The 17016-nt window shown below is 69.4% G+C and carries 16 protein-coding genes and 1 other RNA gene; 10 read left to right on the top strand and 7 right to left on the bottom strand.

Annotated features, from left to right (window positions below):
- Nucleotides 1–30: 30 nt before the first annotated feature.
- Nucleotides 31–849 carry a 16S rRNA (uracil(1498)-N(3))-methyltransferase gene (locus H7F49_RS06865; protein WP_185682839.1) on the bottom strand — a complete coding sequence of 273 codons (819 nt, stop codon included), beginning with the start codon at nt 847–849 and terminating at the stop codon, nt 31–33.
- A gap of 252 nt (nt 850–1101) precedes the next feature.
- Between H7F49_RS06865 and ubiA the strand changes: the two genes are divergently transcribed.
- From ubiA to rnpB, 5 genes are all read left to right on the top strand, one after another.
- Nucleotides 1102–2004: a 4-hydroxybenzoate octaprenyltransferase gene (ubiA, locus tag H7F49_RS06860; protein WP_185682838.1), complete on the top strand. Its 903-nt coding sequence runs from the start codon at nt 1102–1104 to the stop codon at nt 2002–2004.
- The gene (locus H7F49_RS06855) at nt 2001–2399 is read left to right on the top strand and encodes a Mov34/MPN/PAD-1 family protein (protein ID WP_328806575.1); all 399 of its coding nucleotides are present in this window, start codon (nt 2001–2003) and stop codon (nt 2397–2399) included. The genes ubiA and H7F49_RS06855 overlap by 4 nt, the downstream gene beginning before the upstream one ends.
- A 103-nt stretch (nt 2400–2502) precedes the next feature.
- A complete protein-coding gene (locus tag H7F49_RS06850) occupies nt 2503–3141 on the top strand; it encodes a histidine phosphotransferase family protein (protein ID WP_185682837.1) in 639 nt (212 codons plus the stop codon).
- A gap of 13 nt (nt 3142–3154) precedes the next feature.
- A complete protein-coding gene (locus H7F49_RS06845) occupies nt 3155–3859 on the top strand; it encodes an N-acetylmuramoyl-L-alanine amidase (RefSeq protein ID WP_185682960.1) in 705 nt (234 codons plus the stop codon).
- Between the two features lie 21 nt (nt 3860–3880).
- Nucleotides 3881–4295: RNase P RNA component class A (gene rnpB / locus H7F49_RS06840), an RNA gene on the top strand.
- A 58-nt stretch (nt 4296–4353) separates the two neighbouring features.
- On the opposite strand, the gene H7F49_RS06835 is transcribed toward rnpB, so the two are convergent.
- The 4 genes from H7F49_RS06835 to nhaA all read right to left on the bottom strand — a co-directional run bounded on the left by H7F49_RS06835 (nt 4354) and on the right by nhaA (nt 8330).
- Nucleotides 4354–5664 carry a UDP-glucose dehydrogenase family protein gene (locus tag H7F49_RS06835; RefSeq protein WP_185682836.1) on the bottom strand — a complete coding sequence of 437 codons (1311 nt, stop codon included), beginning with the start codon at nt 5662–5664 and terminating at the stop codon, nt 4354–4356.
- On the bottom strand, nt 5661–6461 hold the full coding sequence (locus H7F49_RS06830; RefSeq protein ID WP_185682835.1) for a metallophosphoesterase: 801 nt from the start codon (nt 6459–6461) through the stop codon (nt 5661–5663). The genes H7F49_RS06835 and H7F49_RS06830 overlap by 4 nt, the downstream gene beginning before the upstream one ends.
- Before the next feature lie 177 nt (nt 6462–6638).
- The gene (locus tag H7F49_RS06825) at nt 6639–7076 is read right to left on the bottom strand and encodes a VOC family protein (RefSeq protein ID WP_185682834.1); all 438 of its coding nucleotides are present in this window, start codon (nt 7074–7076) and stop codon (nt 6639–6641) included.
- A gap of 63 nt (nt 7077–7139) precedes the next feature.
- Nucleotides 7140–8330: a Na+/H+ antiporter NhaA gene (nhaA, locus tag H7F49_RS06820; RefSeq protein WP_407940293.1), complete on the bottom strand. Its 1191-nt coding sequence runs from the start codon at nt 8328–8330 to the stop codon at nt 7140–7142.
- A gap of 152 nt (nt 8331–8482) precedes the next feature.
- Here nhaA and H7F49_RS06815 point away from each other — a divergent pair, with 152 nt between their 5' ends.
- The 5 genes from H7F49_RS06815 to H7F49_RS06795 all read left to right on the top strand — a co-directional run bounded on the left by H7F49_RS06815 (nt 8483) and on the right by H7F49_RS06795 (nt 14482).
- Nucleotides 8483–9865: a glycosyl transferase family protein gene (locus H7F49_RS06815; RefSeq protein ID WP_185682833.1), complete on the top strand. Its 1383-nt coding sequence runs from the start codon at nt 8483–8485 to the stop codon at nt 9863–9865.
- Entirely contained in the window at nt 9862–10938 is a 1077-nt protein-coding gene (locus tag H7F49_RS19330; protein WP_214647697.1) for a hypothetical protein, read from the top strand. The genes H7F49_RS06815 and H7F49_RS19330 overlap by 4 nt, the downstream gene beginning before the upstream one ends.
- 88 nt (nt 10939–11026) lie before the next feature.
- Nucleotides 11027–11941 carry a sulfite exporter TauE/SafE family protein gene (locus H7F49_RS06805; protein ID WP_185682831.1) on the top strand — a complete coding sequence of 305 codons (915 nt, stop codon included), beginning with the start codon at nt 11027–11029 and terminating at the stop codon, nt 11939–11941.
- Nucleotides 11942–11943: 2 nt separating this feature from the next.
- Nucleotides 11944–12699 carry a TIGR02186 family protein gene (locus H7F49_RS06800; RefSeq protein WP_185682830.1) on the top strand — a complete coding sequence of 252 codons (756 nt, stop codon included), beginning with the start codon at nt 11944–11946 and terminating at the stop codon, nt 12697–12699.
- Between the two features lie 88 nt (nt 12700–12787).
- Nucleotides 12788–14482 (top strand): ATP-binding protein, encoded by a 1695-nt coding sequence (locus H7F49_RS06795; RefSeq protein WP_407940292.1) that lies wholly within the window; start codon nt 12788–12790, stop codon nt 14480–14482.
- Between the two features lie 5 nt (nt 14483–14487).
- On the opposite strand, the gene H7F49_RS06790 is transcribed toward H7F49_RS06795, so the two are convergent.
- Nucleotides 14488–15954, bottom strand: a complete 1467-nt coding sequence (locus H7F49_RS06790) for an MATE family efflux transporter (RefSeq protein WP_185682829.1) — start codon at nt 15952–15954, stop codon at nt 14488–14490.
- Nucleotides 15951–16682: a 7-carboxy-7-deazaguanine synthase QueE gene (locus H7F49_RS06785; RefSeq protein ID WP_185682828.1), complete on the bottom strand. Its 732-nt coding sequence runs from the start codon at nt 16680–16682 to the stop codon at nt 15951–15953. The genes H7F49_RS06790 and H7F49_RS06785 overlap by 4 nt, the downstream gene beginning before the upstream one ends.
- Nucleotides 16683–17016: the final 334 nt, after the last annotated feature.

The raw sequence follows: 17016 nt of genomic DNA, 5'->3' as shown, positions 1-17016 counted from the left end.
GCATCTGTCACCTCGTGCCGCCACCCGCCGTCAGCATTCCGCTTCTAGGCCCGAGATGCCAGCCTTCGCTGGCATGACGGTGATCGACCCGCCCCAGTCTCCCGCCACCCCCATCCACAGCGCCACGGCGGCCAGGGTCGCGGTCTCGCCGCGCAGGATGCGGGGGCCCAGGGTGATCGCACGGGCCTGGGGCAGGGCGCGGATCGCGGCGCGTTCGGCCTCGTCGAAGCCGCCTTCGGGGCCGACCACCAAGGCGGCCGGGCCGGGGTGGGCGGCGAAGGTCGCGGCGGCCGGATCGCCGCCGGTCTCGTCGGCGAAGAACAGCGTGCGGTCCGCCGGCCAGTCCCGCAGCAGCGCCTCCAGCTTCGCCACGGGGGCCAGTTCGGGCAGGGCGGTGCGGGCGCATTGTTCCGCGGCTTCCACAGTGATGGCCCGGGCGCGTTCGGGGTTGAGCTTGTCCGCCACGCAGCGCCGGGTGAGGACCGGGGCGATCCGCCGCACGCCCAGTTCGGTCGCCTTTTCCAGCACCAGATCGAAGCGGTCCTTCTTGAGCAGGGCCGGGACCAACCAGAAATCGGGCACGGCCTCGCGCGGGCGGGTCAGCGTTTCGGGCACCACGATCACGCTGCGCTTGCCCGCCTCGGCCACGCGGCAGGCCCATTCGCCGGTTGCATCGTCGCACAGCACCACGGCATCGCCCACGCCGATGCGCATCACCCGCCCCAGGTAATGCGCCTGAGGCCCGTCGATCTCCACCGCCTGACCCACGTCCAGCGGCCCGGGCACGAACAGCCGCGGCGCGGAACGCGGCGGCCAGGCCGGGATTGCGGGGTTGTGGGGTGCCGTCATCGGGGTTGCTTAACCGCTGATGGCGGGGGAAGTCGAGATGGCCCCCTCCGTCAGCCGCCTACGGCGTCTGCCACCTCCCCCGTTGCGTCCTGCGGACGAAACAGGGGAGGATCGCAATCCTCACGACAGATCCTCCCCCGTTTTGCGCAGCACAACGGGGGAGGTGGCTGCCCGCAGGGCAGACGGAGGGGGCTTTCGGTGACCCCATCCCACACCTAGCGAGACGGCGCAGCCCCCGCTATGCGCAAGGCCATGACCGCCGAGATCGTCCCCGACAGCCAGCACCGCGGCCTGGTCGCCCGGTTGCCGCAGTTCCCGCGTGACCTGGCGCTGCTCGCCCGGTTCGATCGGCCGATCGGGTGGTGGCTGCTGTTCTGGCCCTGTGCCTGGGGCGTCCTGCTTGCGGGCGGCGCGGCGCGGTGGGACCTGATCGCGTGGCTGCTGCTGGGTGCGATCGCGATGCGCGGGGCGGGCTGCGTCTACAACGATCTGGTCGATGCCGATCTCGATCGCCAGGTGGCGCGCACCGCGGCGCGGCCGGTGGCGAGCGGGCGGGTCAGCGCCAGGGCCGCCTGGGCCTGGCTGCTGCTGCTCTGCACGGTGGGGCTGGTGGTGCTGCTGCAATTGCGCTGGCCGGCGCAGCTCGTCGCGCTCGGCGCCATCCTTCCGGTCGCGGCCTATCCCTTCATGAAGCGGATCACCTGGTGGCCGCAGGCCTGGCTGGGCCTGGTCTTCTCGTGGGGGGCGCTGGTCGGCTGGGTCGAGGTGCGGGACGATTACCTGCCGGTGCTGGGCCTGCTCTATGCCGGGGCGATCGCCTGGGTGATCGGCTATGACACGATCTATGCCCTGCAGGACCGCGAGGACGATGCGCTGGTCGGGATCCGGTCGAGCGCGCGGGCGCTGGGCGCGCGGGTGCGGGGCGGAGTGACCCTGTTCTATGGTGCCGCCCTGGCCTGCTGGGCCCTGGCCTTCTGGGGGCTGCGGCCGGACCCGCTGGCTCTGCTGGCCCTGGCGCCGCTGGCGCTGCACCTGCTGTGGCAGGTGGCGACGCTGCGGCCCGACGATGGCGACAACGCGCTGGCCCGGTTTCGCGCCAACCGCAGTGCCGGGCTGCTGATGGCGCTGGCCTGCTGGGTGGTCGGCAACGCGTGAGCGGAGTGACGCTGTCCGCCACGGCACTGGCGGCCATGTGCCGCGCCGCCGCCGCCGCTGCCCCGGCCGAGGCCTGCGGGCTGCTGCTGGGGGAAGGGCGGCATGTCCGCACGGCGCCGGTCACCGCCAACGTCGCGCCCGAGCCGCTGACCCGCTTCGAGATCGATCCCGCCGCCCTGATCGCCGCGCACCGCGCCGCGCGCCAGGGCGGGCCGCAGGTGCTGGGCTACTGGCATTCGCACCCCAACGGGCTGGCCGGGCCTTCGCCCACCGACCGGGCCATGGCCTGCGGCGACGGCCGGATCTGGGCCATCGTCGCCGGCGGTGCGGTCAATCTGTGGGAGGATGGACTGGACGGATTCGCGCCGCTTCCCTACTCCGTTCATGAGGGCTAAGACTTAGGTCCGAAGCCTTGGTTCTTTGCTGATGCAGGGGCCATGGGTTCCACCGCAGAACCCTGTCAACTGTGTCAACCTGTTCAGTCGAGATCGCCCACAGATGAACAATTCGCTCGACCTCGCTGCCATGCTCTGCTCGCGGCTGTGCCACGACATGCTGAGCCCGGTCGGTGCCCTGACCAACGGGCTGGAGCTGTTTGCCGACGAAAAGGACCCGGCAATGCGCGGGCGGATCGTCGAACTGCTTGAACAGAGCGCCAAGACCAGCGCCGACAAGCTGAAGTTCTTCCGCCTGGCCTTCGGGGCGGCGGGTGGCTTTGGCGAGATGGTCCCGGTGGACGAGGCCCGCGCGGTGATTGACGCGTTGATCGGCAACAACGGCCGGATCGAGGCGCGCTGGGCGTTGTCGGGCAATGCCCTGCCCAAGCCGGCGATCAAGATGCTGCTCAACCTGGCGATGATCGGGATCGAGGCGCTGGTGCGCGGCGGCACGCTCGATCTCGGGGCCGAACTGCGCGAGGGCGAGACCGAGATCGTGATCCGCGCCGCAGGGCCGCGGGTGGCCTTCGATCCGCTGGTCGGCAAGGCGCTTGAAGGCACGCTGGACCCGGCGGAACTGTCCAGTCGCACCGCTCCGGCCGCCATGCTGCGCCAACTGGCCGATGGCATGGGCGGTTCGCTGCAGTCGATGCTGACCGGAGAGGCGCTGGTGATGGGCGCCGTCCTGCCGACGCGGTGAACACCTGATGGATATCCGCAGCTGGCTTGTCCAACGGCATGTCCGTTCCCCCAACCGGAACGAACGCAAGCTGCCGGTGAACATGATCGTGCTGCACTACACCGGCATGCCCACCGCGGCCGAAGCGCTGGAGCGGCTGTGCGATCCGGCCGCGGAGGTTTCGGCCCATTACCTGATCGACGAGGACGGCACGGTCACCCAACTGGTCGATGAGGGCGAGCGGGCCTGGCACGCGGGGAAGGCCTACTGGCGCGGGATCACCGACGTGAATTCGGCCAGTGTCGGGATCGAGCTGGTCAACCCCGGGCACGAGTTCGGCTATCGCGACTTTCCCAAGGCCCAGATCGACGCGCTGCTGCCGCTGGTGGCCGATATCCGCCAGCGGCACCGGGTGCCGCGCGCCAACGTGGTGGGCCATTCGGATGTCGCCCCGGCGCGCAAGCAGGACCCGGGCGAGCGGTTCCCCTGGCCTATCCTGGCGCGGCACAACCTCTGCCTGCCGGTGCCCAGGCCCTCGATGCGGCTGCTCTATGACAATCCGGGCGCCTTCACCCTGGCGCTCGAGCGGTTCGGCTATGACATCTCGGACGGGCCGGCGGCGGTGCGCGCCTTCCAGCGGCGGTTCCGCACCTCGCTGATCGACGGGGTGCCCGATGGCGAATGCGGGGCCCTGCTGTTCGAGCTCCTGCTCGAACGCGACCTTGGCCATGCGCGCTGAACCTGTTAGGGCGGGCGCGCACCGGGGAGCCGGGCAGCCGCGTCAGGGGCAACCCTGCCGAGGAAAGTCCGGGCTCCACGAAACAAGGGTGGCGGGTAACGCCCGCCGGCCCCGGCGCAGGCCGGGGTCAGGGACAGTGCCACAGAGAGCAGACCGCCAAACCCGGCTCCGGCCGGGCGGCAAGGGTGAAAGGGTGCGGCAAGAGCGCACCGCGCGACCGGCAACGGAAGCGGCAAGGCAAACCCCACCCGGAGCAAGACCGAATAGGGGCGGCGTGCTGGCAACAGCGGGTCTGTTTCGGACCTGATCGCCCGGGTTGGTCGCTGGAGCGCCGCAGCAATGCGTCGCCGAGAGGAATGGCTGCCCCGGCCGATACGGTCTCTCTTCAGGGATACCGTCGGTCGGACAGAACCCGGCTTACAGGCTCCCCGGTGCAACTCGGCAGCCCCGTCGCCACCGGGCGCGGCCCGGGACGACGGTGACGTCGCGCTGTCCTACGCCCGGCCGATGCTGGTATAGGCGAAGCCCTTGGCGCGAACCTCGTCGGGGCGATAGACATTGCGCAGATCGACCAGCACCGGTTCCTTCACCAGGGCCTTGACCCGATCGAGATCGAGCGCGCGGAAGGCATCCCATTCGGTCACGAGGGCCACCGCATCGGCACCGGTCACCGCCTCGTAGGCATTGCCCACCATCCGCACCCCGGGCATCAGCGGGGCGGCCATCTCCATGCCCTCGGGGTCGTAGGCCACCACGGCCACGCCCGCGTCCTGCAGGGTCTGCGCGATCGCGATGGCGGGGGCGTCGCGCATGTCGTCGGTGTTGGGCTTGAAGGTGAGGCCCAGCAGCGCCACCGTCTTGCCGCGGGCCAGCTCGGCGCCGCCCATCGCCTCGATCACCTTGCGGCCCATCGCCCGCTTGCGGCTGTCGTTGACCTTGGCGACCGCCTCGACGATCCGCAGCGGGCTGTCATAGTCCTCGGCGGTCTTGAGCAGAGCGAGCGTGTCCTTGGGAAAGCACGATCCGCCATAGCCGGGACCGGCGTGGAGGAACTTGCTGCCGATGCGGTTGTCCAGGCCGATCCCGCGCGCCACGTCCTGCACATTGCCGCCGACCTTCTCGCACAGGTCGGCGATCTCGTTGATGAAGGTGATCTTGGTGGCGAGGAAGGCGTTGGCGGCGTACTTGATCAGTTCGGAGCTGCGCCGGCTGGTGAACAGCAGCGGGGCCTGGTTGAGGAACAGTGGGCGGTAGACATCCTGCATGACCTGGCGGCCGAACTCGTCCTCGGCGCCGACCACGATCCGGTCGGGTCGCTTGAAATCCCCGATCGCGGCGCCTTCGCGCAGGAATTCGGGGTTGGAGACGACCGAGACGGGGAAGGGGAGCCCGGCGTCATGAAGGATCCGCTCGACCTCGTCGCCGGTGCCGACCGGCACGGTCGACTTGGTGACGATCACGGCCGGGCCCTTGAGGTGTTCGGCCACCTCGCGGGCCACGGCATAGACGAAGGACAGGTCGGCATGGCCATCGCCGCGCCGCGACGGCGTGCCCACCGCGATGAAGATCGCCTGGGCCCCGTCGATCCCCTCGGCCAGCGAGGTGGTGAACGACAGCCGTCCGCCCTTGACGTTGCCGGCCACCAGCTCGGCCAGGCCGGGCTCGTAGATCGGCATGATTCCTGCCTGCAGGCGCTCGATCTTGGCAGGGTCCTTGTCGATGCAGGTCACATCGTGACCGAAGTCGGCCAGGCAGGCGCCCGAAACCAGGCCCACGTATCCCGAACCGACCATGGCGATTTTCATTCGACACTCCTGCTGTGGCAGCTCACCCCGCCATCGGGGTCGACGCGGGTCTCGATCAGCCAGCGCGACGTGCCCTCCAGCGCCAGCGCGGTCAAGCGCCCGGTGTAGAAGGCGCCCGTGTCGATGCCGATCCGGTTGGCCCGGACCTCCACGTCCTCGGCGATGGTGTGGCCATGCACCACCACGCAGCCATGATCGCCCGCGTGGGACAGGAACGGCTGACGGATCCAGCGCAGATCGTGTTCGGACTGGGCGTCCAGCGCCACGCCGGGCTGAATGCCGGCGTGGACGAACAGGTAGTCACCGATCCGGACCATCGCCTCGCCCTGCTCCAGATAGGCAATGTCGTCCGCGGGAATCGCGGTCCGCATCGCCAGCCGGATCACCTCGTAGTCGTCTGCCGTGTCGAGCAGGTGCGGGTCCAGCGGATAGCTCAGCAGGGTTTCCCGACCGCCGTGGCGCAGGAACGGGCGCAGCACGTCGGCCTCGTTCATCGCGCGCAGCAGCATTTCCTCGTGGTTGCCGGTCAGCAGCCGAACCCTGCGCCGCGCCGCCAGCGCGCGCGCTGCGGCCACTACGGCGGCACTGTCGGGCCCGCGGTCGATCAGGTCACCCAGCAGCACGATGGTGGTCTCGGCCGGCCCGCGGTCGGCGTCGTCCTGCTCGATCCGGGCCATCAGCGGCGTGAACAGGTCCAGCCGGCCGTGCACATCGCCGACCGCATAGACCCGCTGCCCCGGCGGGATCGACGGCGCGGCGGCCTTGTCCCGGCCGCGCGCACGCAGGAGGTTTCGCAAGTTGAACAGAACGCCTTGTCTCCGGATCGGCCCGCCATATGCTTCACGACCCGGCGCGGCAACACCGTCATCCCGCAGCAAACGAGTGCAGGCTTTCCGGATCGCCCAACCGTGCCTCCGACGGCCCAATCGTGCCAATCTGCGACGAACGCAGCGGGAAAGGTTTCGTTTCGGCGTCTACCAGGTGCCGATGTTGGGCATCGAGGCCCAAGGCTCCTGAGCCGGCAGGTGTCCGTCCTGCAGCAGCTCGATCGAGATGCCGTCCGGGCTCTTGACGAAGGCCATGTGTCCGTCCCGCGGCGGGCGGTGGATCGTGTGGCCGGCGGCCTGCAACCGGGCGCAGGTGTCGTAGATGTTTTCGACCCGGTAAGCCAGATGGCCGAAGTTGCGGCCGCCGCCATAGACCTCCGCTGGCGAACCGTCCTCCGGCGGCCAGTTGTAGGTCAGCTCGACCTCGGCCACGCCCGCGTCGCCGGGGGCTGCCAGGAAGATCAGGGTGAAGCGGCCCTGGGGGCTGTCGTGCCGGCGCACCTCCTCAAGTCCGATCAGCCGGAAGAACGCGATGGTCGCCTCGGGATCGGTCACCCGGATCATCGCGTGCAGGAACTTGGGCATCGTGGCGGTCCTCCTTGCCGGGCTCCTCGCACGGTCCGCCCGGTCCGGCAAGAACGCAGCGGATCAATCGGGTTCCCGGCCTGCGCGAAGGAGGACGAAGCCCAGCAGGGCTGCCAGGATGGACCCGCCGACAATACCCAGCTTGGCCTGGTCGACCAGCTCCGGGTTGGCGGGAAAGGCCAGGTTCGCGATGAACAGGCTCATCGTGAATCCGATCCCGCAGAGCACGGACAGGCCCCACAACTGCCGGGTGGTGGCCCCGGCGGGCCGTTCGGCGAACCCGGTCCGCTCGGCCAGCAGGATCGCGCCGAAGATGCCCGCCTGCTTGCCCACGAACAGCCCGGCAGCAACCGCCAGCGGCAGAGCCGCCGAATGGCCCTCCGTCTGGCCGCCGCCCAAGGCCACGCCGGCATTGGCAAAGCCGAACAGCGGCACGATCAGATAGGCATTCCAGGGAGCCAGACCATGTTCCAGCCGCAGCAGCAGGCTGTCGCCATTCTCGCGGGACGGGGCCAGCGGAATGGTGAAGGCCGCGAGGACTCCCGCCACGGTGGCGTGAACGCCCGAATGGAGCACGGCGAACCAAAGCCCCGCGGCCAGCACGGCATAGACCGAGGCATGGGGAAAACGGCGCAGGCCGAGCAGCGCCAAGACCAGCAGGATCGCGGCGGCAATCCCCAGCCAGCCGAGTGCGATCGACGGCGTGTAGGCCAGCGCGATGATCGCCACCGCGCCCAGATCATCGACAATCGCCACGGTCAGCAGGAACAGCCGCAGCGACGCGGGAAGTCCGCGGCCGACCAGGGCCAGGACCCCGACCGCAAAGGCGATGTCGGTCGCCGCCGGGATGGCCCAGCCCGGGGCCAGCGCCGGCTGGCCTCCGGTGACGGCGAGGTAGACCAGCGCGGGCAAGGCCATACCCGCGATGGCTGCGAGCACGGGCAGGCGCCGCCGTTCCGGGCTGGCGAGCTGGCCATCGAGCACCTCGCGCTTGATCTCGAGCCCGACGACAAAGAAGAACAGGGCCATCAGCCCGTCGTTGATCCACAGTTCGAGCGAGGCCAGCTTGGCGATCGGGGTCCAGGCCAGCGGGCCGTGCAGGGCATGGTGATAGCCGTCATGCCAGGGCGAGTTGGCCAGGCCGATCGCCGCGGCGGCTGCACCCATCAGCAGCAGGGCGGCGCCGGCTTCCCCCCCGGCCAGGCGCATCAGGCGGGTGGACAGCCGGGTGAACGCGTGTCGGGAACGGGACATGCCGGGCACCGTGCGGCAGCAAGCCCCGGCTTGGCAAGCGTTCGATAGTGTAATAGAATATATTACATTCATTCGGGGCGCGCGGTGCTGCGGGGGTTTGGGTGCTGGAAGGTTGGGTGTTGCCCGATCCGTGGCCGCACTCGGGGCAGATTTTGCCATGGCTGGTCAGCGCCTATCGCGAACTGACGGTGTTTTCAGCGTTCTGGCTATTGGTCGGGCTGATTGACGATCTGCTGGTCGATTTCCTGTGGCTGATGCTGGTGCTGCGAGGCCGGGTGCAGGCCCGTTGTCTGCCACGGGGGTTCGAACAGCGCGAACTGTCGGCGCCCATGGCGGTGTTCATTCCCGCATGGTGCGAATCCCAGGTTATCGGCACGACGGTGCAGCACGCGCTGGATGCCTGGCCGCAGCGGAAGGTCAGGATCTACGTCGGCTGCTATGCGAATGACCCGGACACCGCCCGGGCGGTGCTGGCGGCCGGTCATGGCGACCCGCGACTGTGCGCCGTGCCCATCGGTGTCGCTGGGCCCAGCACCAAGGCCGATTGCCTCAACCGCCTCTATCGGGCGCTCGAGCGGGACGAGGTCGCAGCGGGCAGGTCCGTGCAGGCGGTGGTGCTGCACGATGCCGAGGACATGGTCCATCCGGCGGAACTGGTCCTGTTCGAACAGGTGCTGGCCAGCGTGGACTTCGTGCAATTGCCGGTCCGGGCAGAGCCGCTCGCTGGTTCCCCCTGGGTCGCAGGCCATTACATCGACGAGTTCGCCGAGGCTCACACCAAGACCATGGTCGTGCGGGATGCGTTGGGAGGGGCCCTGCCGGCGGCGGGAGTGGGGTGCGCCATCGCTCGGTCGGTGCTGGCCCGCCTGGACCAGCAGCGCCAGACCGATGGGGGCGGATCGTCTGGACCCTTTGCCCCCGAGTGCCTGACCGAGGACTACGAAATCGGCTGGCGCATAGCCCGGATGGGCGGACGCAGCCGCTTCGTGCGGGTGCGCGACGCAGGGGGGGCGCTGGTTGCGACCCGGGCGCACTTCCCCGCCCATTTTGCCTGCGCGGTGCGGCAGAAGACGCGCTGGACCCATGGCATCGCCTATCAGGGCTGGGATCGGCTGGGCTGGTCAGGGACACTGGTCGATCGCTGGATGGCCTTGCGGGACCGCCGTGCGCCGATGGCCGCCCTGGTGCTGCTGGCGGCCTATGCCAGCCTTGTTACCGGCCTGATCCTGGCGGCTGTCGGTCCGCCTGCCGGGATCGCGGCGCTGGCCCCTACACCCTGGACCGACCTGTTCCTGCTGGCCAGCGGTGCTGGTCTGGTGTGGCGCCTGGTCTGCCGTTTTCTGTTCTCGACCCACGAACGCGGCCTGGTCGAGGGGCTCCGCAGCCTGGCTCGCGCCCCGCTGTCGAACGTCATCGCGATCGCCTCTGCGCACCGCGCCCTGCGGGCCTACCTGGGTTCGCTGCGGGGCACTCCGACGGTATGGGACAAGACGCGGCATGACAGCCATCCCGCGGCGCCCCGGTCGCCCCGATGAACCAGGGCGGCGGCTTGCGCGGGCAACCGGTTGCCACGCTCGTCGTGGTGCTGGGCGGCTGGGTCTGCATGCGGATGTTGACCGACTTCGTGCCCCCCGGGGACCGGCCCGGCTCACTGGTCCCGGGCGGCCTTCAGCCCGAAGCCGTGCAGGCGGGCTTGGCTGCGGGACCCGGTGCGGAGGGTCACCTGGCCCGACCGGCAAGCGGGATGTCGCAGGGCATGACCCTCGCTCGCCACGTCGGGGGGAGCCCCTGTCCGGCTTCAGGCAATGGAACCGGTGATGTGGTCATGTCTCTGGACCGGGCCGACCCTGGACCGCCGGACAATCAGTCCCCGGCCGATCCGGCCGCAGCCGCTCACGTGCCTGAGATCCAGATTGGTCCGCCATCCGGGGAGGACTGGCCGGAACCTGAGCGTCGGCAGCACTCGCGTCTCGGCGGGGATGCGTGGGTGCTGGTGCGTGCCGTGGCCGGGGTCCCGACCGGTACCGTGCCGACCTATGGGGGCAGCCAGGCCGGGGCCGTGCTGCGCCATCGGCTTGGCTCTGCCCCTGGGCCCGGCTTGCAGGCCTATCTGCGCGGCAGCGCGGCACTAAACGCTCGGTCGCGCGATGTGGCGCTCGGGCTCGACTGGCGACCGCGCAACGGATTGCGTCTGGATGTGCTGGGTGAGGTGCGGGTGGTCGAGACCGGACGGAGCGTGGTCGTGCGTCCCGCAGCGGGGCTGGTCGGCCAGACCGGGCCGCACCGGCTGCCCGGTGGCTTTGCCGCCAGCGCCTATGCCCAGGCAGGCTGGGTGGGCGGGAAGGGCGCCGTGACCTATGGGGATGGGCAGGTCCTGATCGAACGCGCGGTGTCGTCGAACGCCGCGACCGACCTGCGGCTGGGGCTGGCGGCGTGGAGCGCGGGACAGACCGGGGCCGGCAGGGTGGACGTGGGAGCGACCGTGAGCCTTTCGGTCCCGCTGGGGCCGGCAATCCGCGCCCGGTTGCAGGCGGACTGGCGCCAGCGCGTGGCCGGAAACGCGGCGCCCGGCTCGGGACCGGCCTTCGTCCTCGCCACATCGTTCTGACCCGGCCGGATCGTGCCGGTTTATGCCCGATGACCTCCGCATTGGTGCTTTCCCGGCAGCGGGAGAGGGACTAGGCTCCGGCCGCAAGATGAACGTCTACCTCCCGATCGCCAACCTTGCGGTGAATGGCCTGATTATTGTCGCGCTGGGCGGGCTGACCGGGCTGCTGTCGGGCATGTTCGGGGTCGGTGGCGGATTTCTCACCACGCCGCTGCTGATCTTCTACGGGGTCCCGCCGACGGTCGCGGCGGCTTCGGCGGCGAGCCAGGTGACGGGGGCCAGCGTATCGGGCGTCTTTGCGCACAGCCGGCGCGGCGGGGTGGACTACCTGATGGGCGGCGTGCTTGTCGCGGGCGGAGTGATCGGCACCGGGATCGGGGCCGTGCTGTTCCGGCTGCTCACCGCGCTGGGCCAGATCGATACGGTGATCAATGTCCTCTATGTCGTGCTGCTGGGCGGCATCGGCGGATTCATGGCGCGCGATTCCTGGCGCGAGATCAAGGCCCAGACCCGCGGCGAGGCCCTGCCGGCGCGGAAGCGGCGGCATCATCCCCTGGTGGCCAACCTGCCCCTGCGCTGGCGGTTCTATCGCTCGGGTCTCTACATCTCCCCGCTTGCGCCCTTGCTCCTCGGGATGACCACCGGGGTCCTGACGATGCTGATGGGCATCGGCGGCGGCTTCGTGCTGGTGCCCGCGATGCTTTACATTCTGGGCATGAGCGCCAGCGTCGTGGTCGGCACCTCGCTGTTCCAGATCCTGTTCGTGACCATGGCCACCACGATGATGCATGCCCTGACGACCAAGGCGGTGGACATCGTCCTGGCCGTCCTGCTGCTGCTCGGTTCGGTCACCGGGGCCCAGCTCGGCGCGCGGATCGCCTTGCGGGTCCGCCCCGAGCGGTTGCGCCTGGTGCTGGCGATCATCGTGCTGAGCGTGGCCCTGCGCATGGCGCTGGGGCTCACTTACCAGCCCGACGCCATTTACACAGTGACCCCGCTCTAGCCATGCTGCGCCGCCTTTTCGCCCTGGTCTGCCTGATCCTGCTCGGCGCCGCGCGCGATCCGATCCTTGTGCCCGAGGTGTCGCAGCACGAGGTGCAGGTGCGGCAGGGTTTCACCGGCACCGAACTGTTGCTCTATGGCGCGATCCTCGATCCGCAGGGCACCCGCGCCGGACGGGATTACGATATTGTCGTGGTGCTGAAGGGACCGACCCAGTCGATCACCCTGCGCGAAAAGCAGAAGCATGCCGGGATCTGGGTCAATGCGGCCAGCGCGCGGTTCCGCTCGGCGCCGTCGTTCTACGCGGTGGCCTCGTCCCGACCGCTCGACCGCATCGTCGATCCCCGCACCGCCGCGATCTACGAGCTGGGCCTGCCGTTCCTGCAACTGTCCCCGATCGGCAGCTTCCAGACCGAGGAGCAGATCCGCTTTGCCGCCGGGCTGGTCCAGTTGATGACCAACCAGAAGCTGTACCAGGAGGACCCCACCGGGGTCACCGTGAACGAGCAGGTGCTGTACCAGGCCCGCATCAAGCTGCCGTCGAATGTTCAGACCGGCACCTACACGGCCGAGACCTTCGCCGTTTCGCGCGGCTCCGTGGTGGCCTCGGCGATTGCCCGGGTGGAGGTCAAGAAGCGCGGGTTCGAGCGGATCGTTGCCGAGTTCGCGCAGCGCTCCTCGTTCATCTACGGGCTGCTTGCCGTCGCGGTCTCGGTGGCGATGGGCTGGATCGCCGGTCGGCTGCTGACCCGCACCTGACGCCCCGTTTCCCGAGGCAACCATTTGCGCGACGTTAACCCTCTCTGCGCTAACGTTCTGACAGGCGACAGCGACGGGCGGCGAAAGCATGAACAGCATGAGCAGCGGCGGGTTTGACGGCAGCGCGTCAGCGAGCGTGACGGAGCTGCCTGGCGGCCCCGGCGCGATCCCGGTGCACGACAACGCGAGCGATCCGATTGGAGTGGTGCTGGACATCGCCGGCTCGTCCTCGCTGATCGCCTTCGATCTCCAGCGCCTGCAGGAATGCAGCGACGACGAGGACCCCTCGATTGCCCTGGCCGGGCAGGTGGGCAGCGCGATCAAGATCCGGGTCGGGCGCGGCTGGCTGCTGGCCAGCGTGCGGACCCAGCGGCAGGACCCCAAGTCGGGCAGCGGCGTGCTCGCCAACATCGATTTCCTGGGCGAGGGCGAGGAAGAGAAGCTGACCGGCCGGATCCATGGCTTCCGGCGCGGCGTCACCCGCTATCCGATCCCCGGCGCGCTGGTCTATCCGGCCAGCACCAGCGACCTTCGCCAGATCTATGCCAGCGACGGCCGTTTCGCGATCCAGATCGGCACGGTCTTCCCCACCCGCGACATCCGCGCCGGGCTCTATGTCGATGCCCTACTGGGCAAGCATTTCGCCCTGCTCGGCTCGACCGGCACCGGCAAGTCGACCGGGGCCGCGCTGATCCTGCACCGCATCTGCAAGATGGCCCCGCAGGGTCATGTGGTGATGATCGATCCCCACGGCGAGTATGCCGCCGCGTTCCGCAACACCGGGGTGATCTTCGACACCACCAACCTGCAGCTGCCCTACTGGCTGATGAACTTCGAGGAGCACTGCGAGGTCCTCCTCACCTCGCACGGGACCGACCGCGAGATCGACGCCGACATCCTGGGCAAGTGCCTGCTCCAGGCCCGGCTCAAGAGCCGCCTGGCGGAAGGGCTGGGCAAGGTTACCGTGGACAGCCCGATCCCCTACCTGCTGTCCGATCTCGCCGCGATCCTCCAGAACGAGGCGGGCAAGCTCGACAAGAGCACCAGTTCGGTGCCCTACATGCGGATCAAGACCAAGCTCGACGAGCTGAAGGGTGATCCGCGCTACCAGTTCATGTTCTCGGGCGTGCTGGTCGGCGATACGATGGCCGACTTCATCGCCAAGATCTTCCGCCTGCCCGCGCTGGGCAAGCCGATCTCCATCGTCGACGTCTCGGGTGTTCCGTCCGAGGTCACCTCCACCGTGGTCGCCGTGCTGGGGCGCCTGATCTTCGACTTCGCGATCTGGGCCCGGGATGAAGAGACCCGCCCGGTCCTGCTGGTCTGCGAGGAGGCCCACCGCTACGTTCCCAACGAGCGCAATGCCGACGGTTCGTCGGTCGGCCGCGTGCTGTCGCGCATCGCCAAGGAAGGCCGCAAGTACGGGGTCAGCCTGGGGCTGATCACCCAGCGCCCTTCGGATCTGGCCGAAGGCGTGCTGTCGCAGTGCGGCACGATCATCGCCATGCGGCTCAACAACGATCGCGACCAGGCCTTCGTCCGGGCCGCCATGCCCGAAGGCGCGCGCGGCTTCCTCGATTCGATCCCTTCGCTGCGCAACCGCGAGTGCATCATTTCGGGCGAGGGCGTCTCGATCCCGGTGCGCGTCTGCTTCGACGAGCTGGAGGAACCGCGTCGCCCCGCCTCGGCCGACCCGTCGATCACCGAGCTGTGGCGCTGTTCGGGCGGCGAGGAGGACATGGTCGCCCGCACCGTGCTGCGCTGGCGGGCCCAGGGCCGCTAGCCAGGTCAATCCGCCGGCGGACCGCCCGCGCGATAGGCGCTGCCCCGGTTGTGGCGCCAGTTGCCCTGCGTGTAGGCCCAGACCGTCAGGACCAGCGCGACCGATGAGCTGGCCGGATAGGACCACCACAGCGCCTCGCTGCCCAGCCAGTGATAGGTTCCGAAGTAGAACCCCATCCGCGCCGGATAGAACGAGACGAACAGGATCAGCAGCGGCACCACCACGGCGCCATAGGCGCGCATGGTCCCGGTCATCACCATCATCACGCCCGACAGCATGAACGACCAGGTACAGATCAGCTGGATATGCCGCGCAATCGGGATCGCCGGGCTGTCGTGTCCCAGGAAGATCGCCAGCAGCGGCCGGTCGAAGGTGACGATCAGCAGGCCCAGCACCCCGGTCATCACCAGGTTGGTGGTCACCCCGAACAGGGTGACCGCTCCGGCGCGGCGGTGGTTGTCCGCGCCGATCGCCTGGGCGACCATCGCGCTGACCGCCGATCCGATCGCGAAGGCCGGCATCTGCAGGTAATTCCACAGCTGCATCGAGGCGCCATAGGCCGCCGTGGTGTCCAGCCCCTCGCGGTTGACCAGCCCGACCATGACCAGCTGCGCCGCGGCGATCAGCAGCATCTGCGCCCCCATCGGCAGGCCCTTGCCGATGATGTAGCCCAGCTCGTCCCAGGCCGGCCGCAGGTAGCGCAGCTCGGCCCCGCGCAGCCGCAGCGGCAGGTCCTTGCGGTACAGAACCACCACCAGCAGAAGGACCCCGGCAATGTTGGCCAGCGCGGTCGACAGCGCCGATCCGGCGATGCCCATGGCCGGAATCGGCCCGGCGCCGCGGATCAGCAGCGGGTTGAAGGCCACGTCGATCGCCACGGTCAGGATCATCGCATACAGCGGCGTGCGCGCGTCGCCCGCGCCGCGCAGCCCCATCGACAGCATCATGGTGGCCGTGCCGAACGGCAATGACAGGAAGATCACCCGCAGATAGGCGTCGGCCTCGGCCATGCTGCCCCCCGGCGTCGCCATCAGCCGCAACAGCGTCGGCGAGGCGAACCAGCCGGCGATCGCCACGGCCAGCGAGACCAGGGTGCAGAACCCGGTGCCCGCCCCGAAGGTGCGCCGCGCCGCGTCGACATTGCGCGCGCCGAAGTGCTGGCCGACCTTGACCGTCGTCGCCATGCCGAAGCCGAACACGGCCGAGAACAGCAGGAAGGTGATGACGTTGGCATTGGCCGTGGCGGCCAGCGCGCTTTCGCCGATCAGCCGGCCCACCCACATCGCGTTGATCGATCCGTTGAGCGTCTGCAGCAGATTGGAGATCAGCGTGGGGATCGAGAACAGCAGCAGGGTGCGCAGGATCGGGCCCTGCGTCAGGTCCCCGCGACGTGTGCCGCCCGGGGCACCGTCAGCCGGGCGTTCGGCGGGGGCGGAATCGGCCGCGGCGGGTTCGGAGAGGGCCTTGGTCATGTTCCCCGTGTGTCGCCGTAAAGGTGAATGTGCAACCTGTCCGTGATCCGCCAGCCCTCGGCCAGGACCAGCGGGGCGAGCCAGCGCAGCCGCTCGGTCAGGATCGAGGGGTGAGTGCCCTCGGGCATGATGAACACGCGATCCGGGGCGAAGGCATGGCGCTCCGCCAGTGTCCGCACCTCGGCCAGATCGTCGGGGCTGGCCACCACGAACTTGAAGAAGGCGCGCGGGTCGACGGCCCAGGCCGCCAGGCGTTCGGGCGGCAGGGCCAGGTCGGCCGGATTGCCGCTGTGCGCCAGCTTGGGGCTGACGTTGTACTGGTGGACTTGCGGATCGAGCGCGGCATGGGGCGCGACCGTGCCATTGGTCTCGATCTCCACATGCATGGCGGGCAGCAGCGCGACCAGCCGGGCGAGTGCGGCGCCCTGCAACAGCGGCTCGCCGCCGGTGACGACCAGCCGGTTGCCCCCCAGCGCACCGATCCGCGCCGCCACCTCGGCCTCATCCAGGGTGACCTGGTTGTCCGCGCGGTCGAAGGCCAGGTTGTCGCGGTGCGGGCGATTGTCGCCGGCAAAACGCCAGGTGTAGGCCGTGTCGCACCAGTGGCAGGCCAGATTGCAGCGCGACAGCCGCACGAACACGCTCGGCCGGCCCAGCGACGGCCCTTCGCCCTGCAGCGAGGCAAAGATCTCGGGCTCGCCCGGAGTGGTGGTGGCTAGCGTGAGCATCGGGGCGTCAGCATGACGGGGTGGTTGACACGGTTGACACGGTTCTGGAGCAAAACGGCGAAGGCGGCCCCCGGCGCCGGTTGCGGGGCGGTGAAAGGGCAGGGCGGGGCGCACGGATCATGGCGTCCGCCTTGTCAGATCGGACGGATTTAGGAAACGGTTTTGCGGGGATGGGTGGGCAGCCCCCTCCGTCAGCCGCTGGCGCGGCTGCCACCTTGTATCTTGAATTTGGTGCATGATGGGTTTGCGGGTTGGGGCGCTAGCGCCCCAACCCGCTCCGTTCGTGAGCCCGCTGTCACCTAGGTTGCCTAGACCGCTGGGGAGCTTGGGCCCG

This window comes from Novosphingobium aerophilum (assembly GCF_014230305.1).
GTDB classification, from domain to species: domain Bacteria; phylum Pseudomonadota; class Alphaproteobacteria; order Sphingomonadales; family Sphingomonadaceae; genus Novosphingobium; species Novosphingobium aerophilum.
This window is presented reverse-complemented; position numbering and strand designations above follow the sequence as displayed.

Excerpts from the sequence above, each read along its gene's own strand:
- H7F49_RS06865 (WP_185682839.1), bottom strand. The coding sequence starts at position 849 with ATGACGGCACCCCACAACCCCGCAATCCCGGCCTGGCCGCCGCGTTCC.
- H7F49_RS06790 (WP_185682829.1), bottom strand. The coding sequence starts at position 15,954 with ATGACCAAGGCCCTCTCCGAACCCGCCGCGGCCGATTCCGCCCCCGCC.
- nhaA (WP_407940293.1), bottom strand. The coding sequence starts at position 8,330 with ATGTCCCGTTCCCGACACGCGTTCACCCGGCTGTCCACCCGCCTGATG.
- H7F49_RS19330 (WP_214647697.1), top strand. The coding sequence starts at position 9,862 with ATGAACCAGGGCGGCGGCTTGCGCGGGCAACCGGTTGCCACGCTCGTC.
- H7F49_RS06800 (WP_185682830.1), top strand. The coding sequence starts at position 11,944 with ATGCTGCGCCGCCTTTTCGCCCTGGTCTGCCTGATCCTGCTCGGCGCC.
- H7F49_RS06850 (WP_185682837.1), top strand. The coding sequence starts at position 2,503 with ATGAACAATTCGCTCGACCTCGCTGCCATGCTCTGCTCGCGGCTGTGC.
- H7F49_RS06805 (WP_185682831.1), top strand. The coding sequence starts at position 11,027 with ATGAACGTCTACCTCCCGATCGCCAACCTTGCGGTGAATGGCCTGATT.
- H7F49_RS06825 (WP_185682834.1), bottom strand. The coding sequence starts at position 7,076 with ATGCCCAAGTTCCTGCACGCGATGATCCGGGTGACCGATCCCGAGGCG.
- H7F49_RS06795 (WP_407940292.1), top strand. The coding sequence starts at position 12,788 with ATGAACAGCATGAGCAGCGGCGGGTTTGACGGCAGCGCGTCAGCGAGC.
- H7F49_RS06785 (WP_185682828.1), bottom strand. The coding sequence starts at position 16,682 with ATGCTCACGCTAGCCACCACCACTCCGGGCGAGCCCGAGATCTTTGCC.
- ubiA (WP_185682838.1), top strand. The coding sequence starts at position 1,102 with ATGACCGCCGAGATCGTCCCCGACAGCCAGCACCGCGGCCTGGTCGCC.
- H7F49_RS06835 (WP_185682836.1), bottom strand. The coding sequence starts at position 5,664 with ATGAAAATCGCCATGGTCGGTTCGGGATACGTGGGCCTGGTTTCGGGC.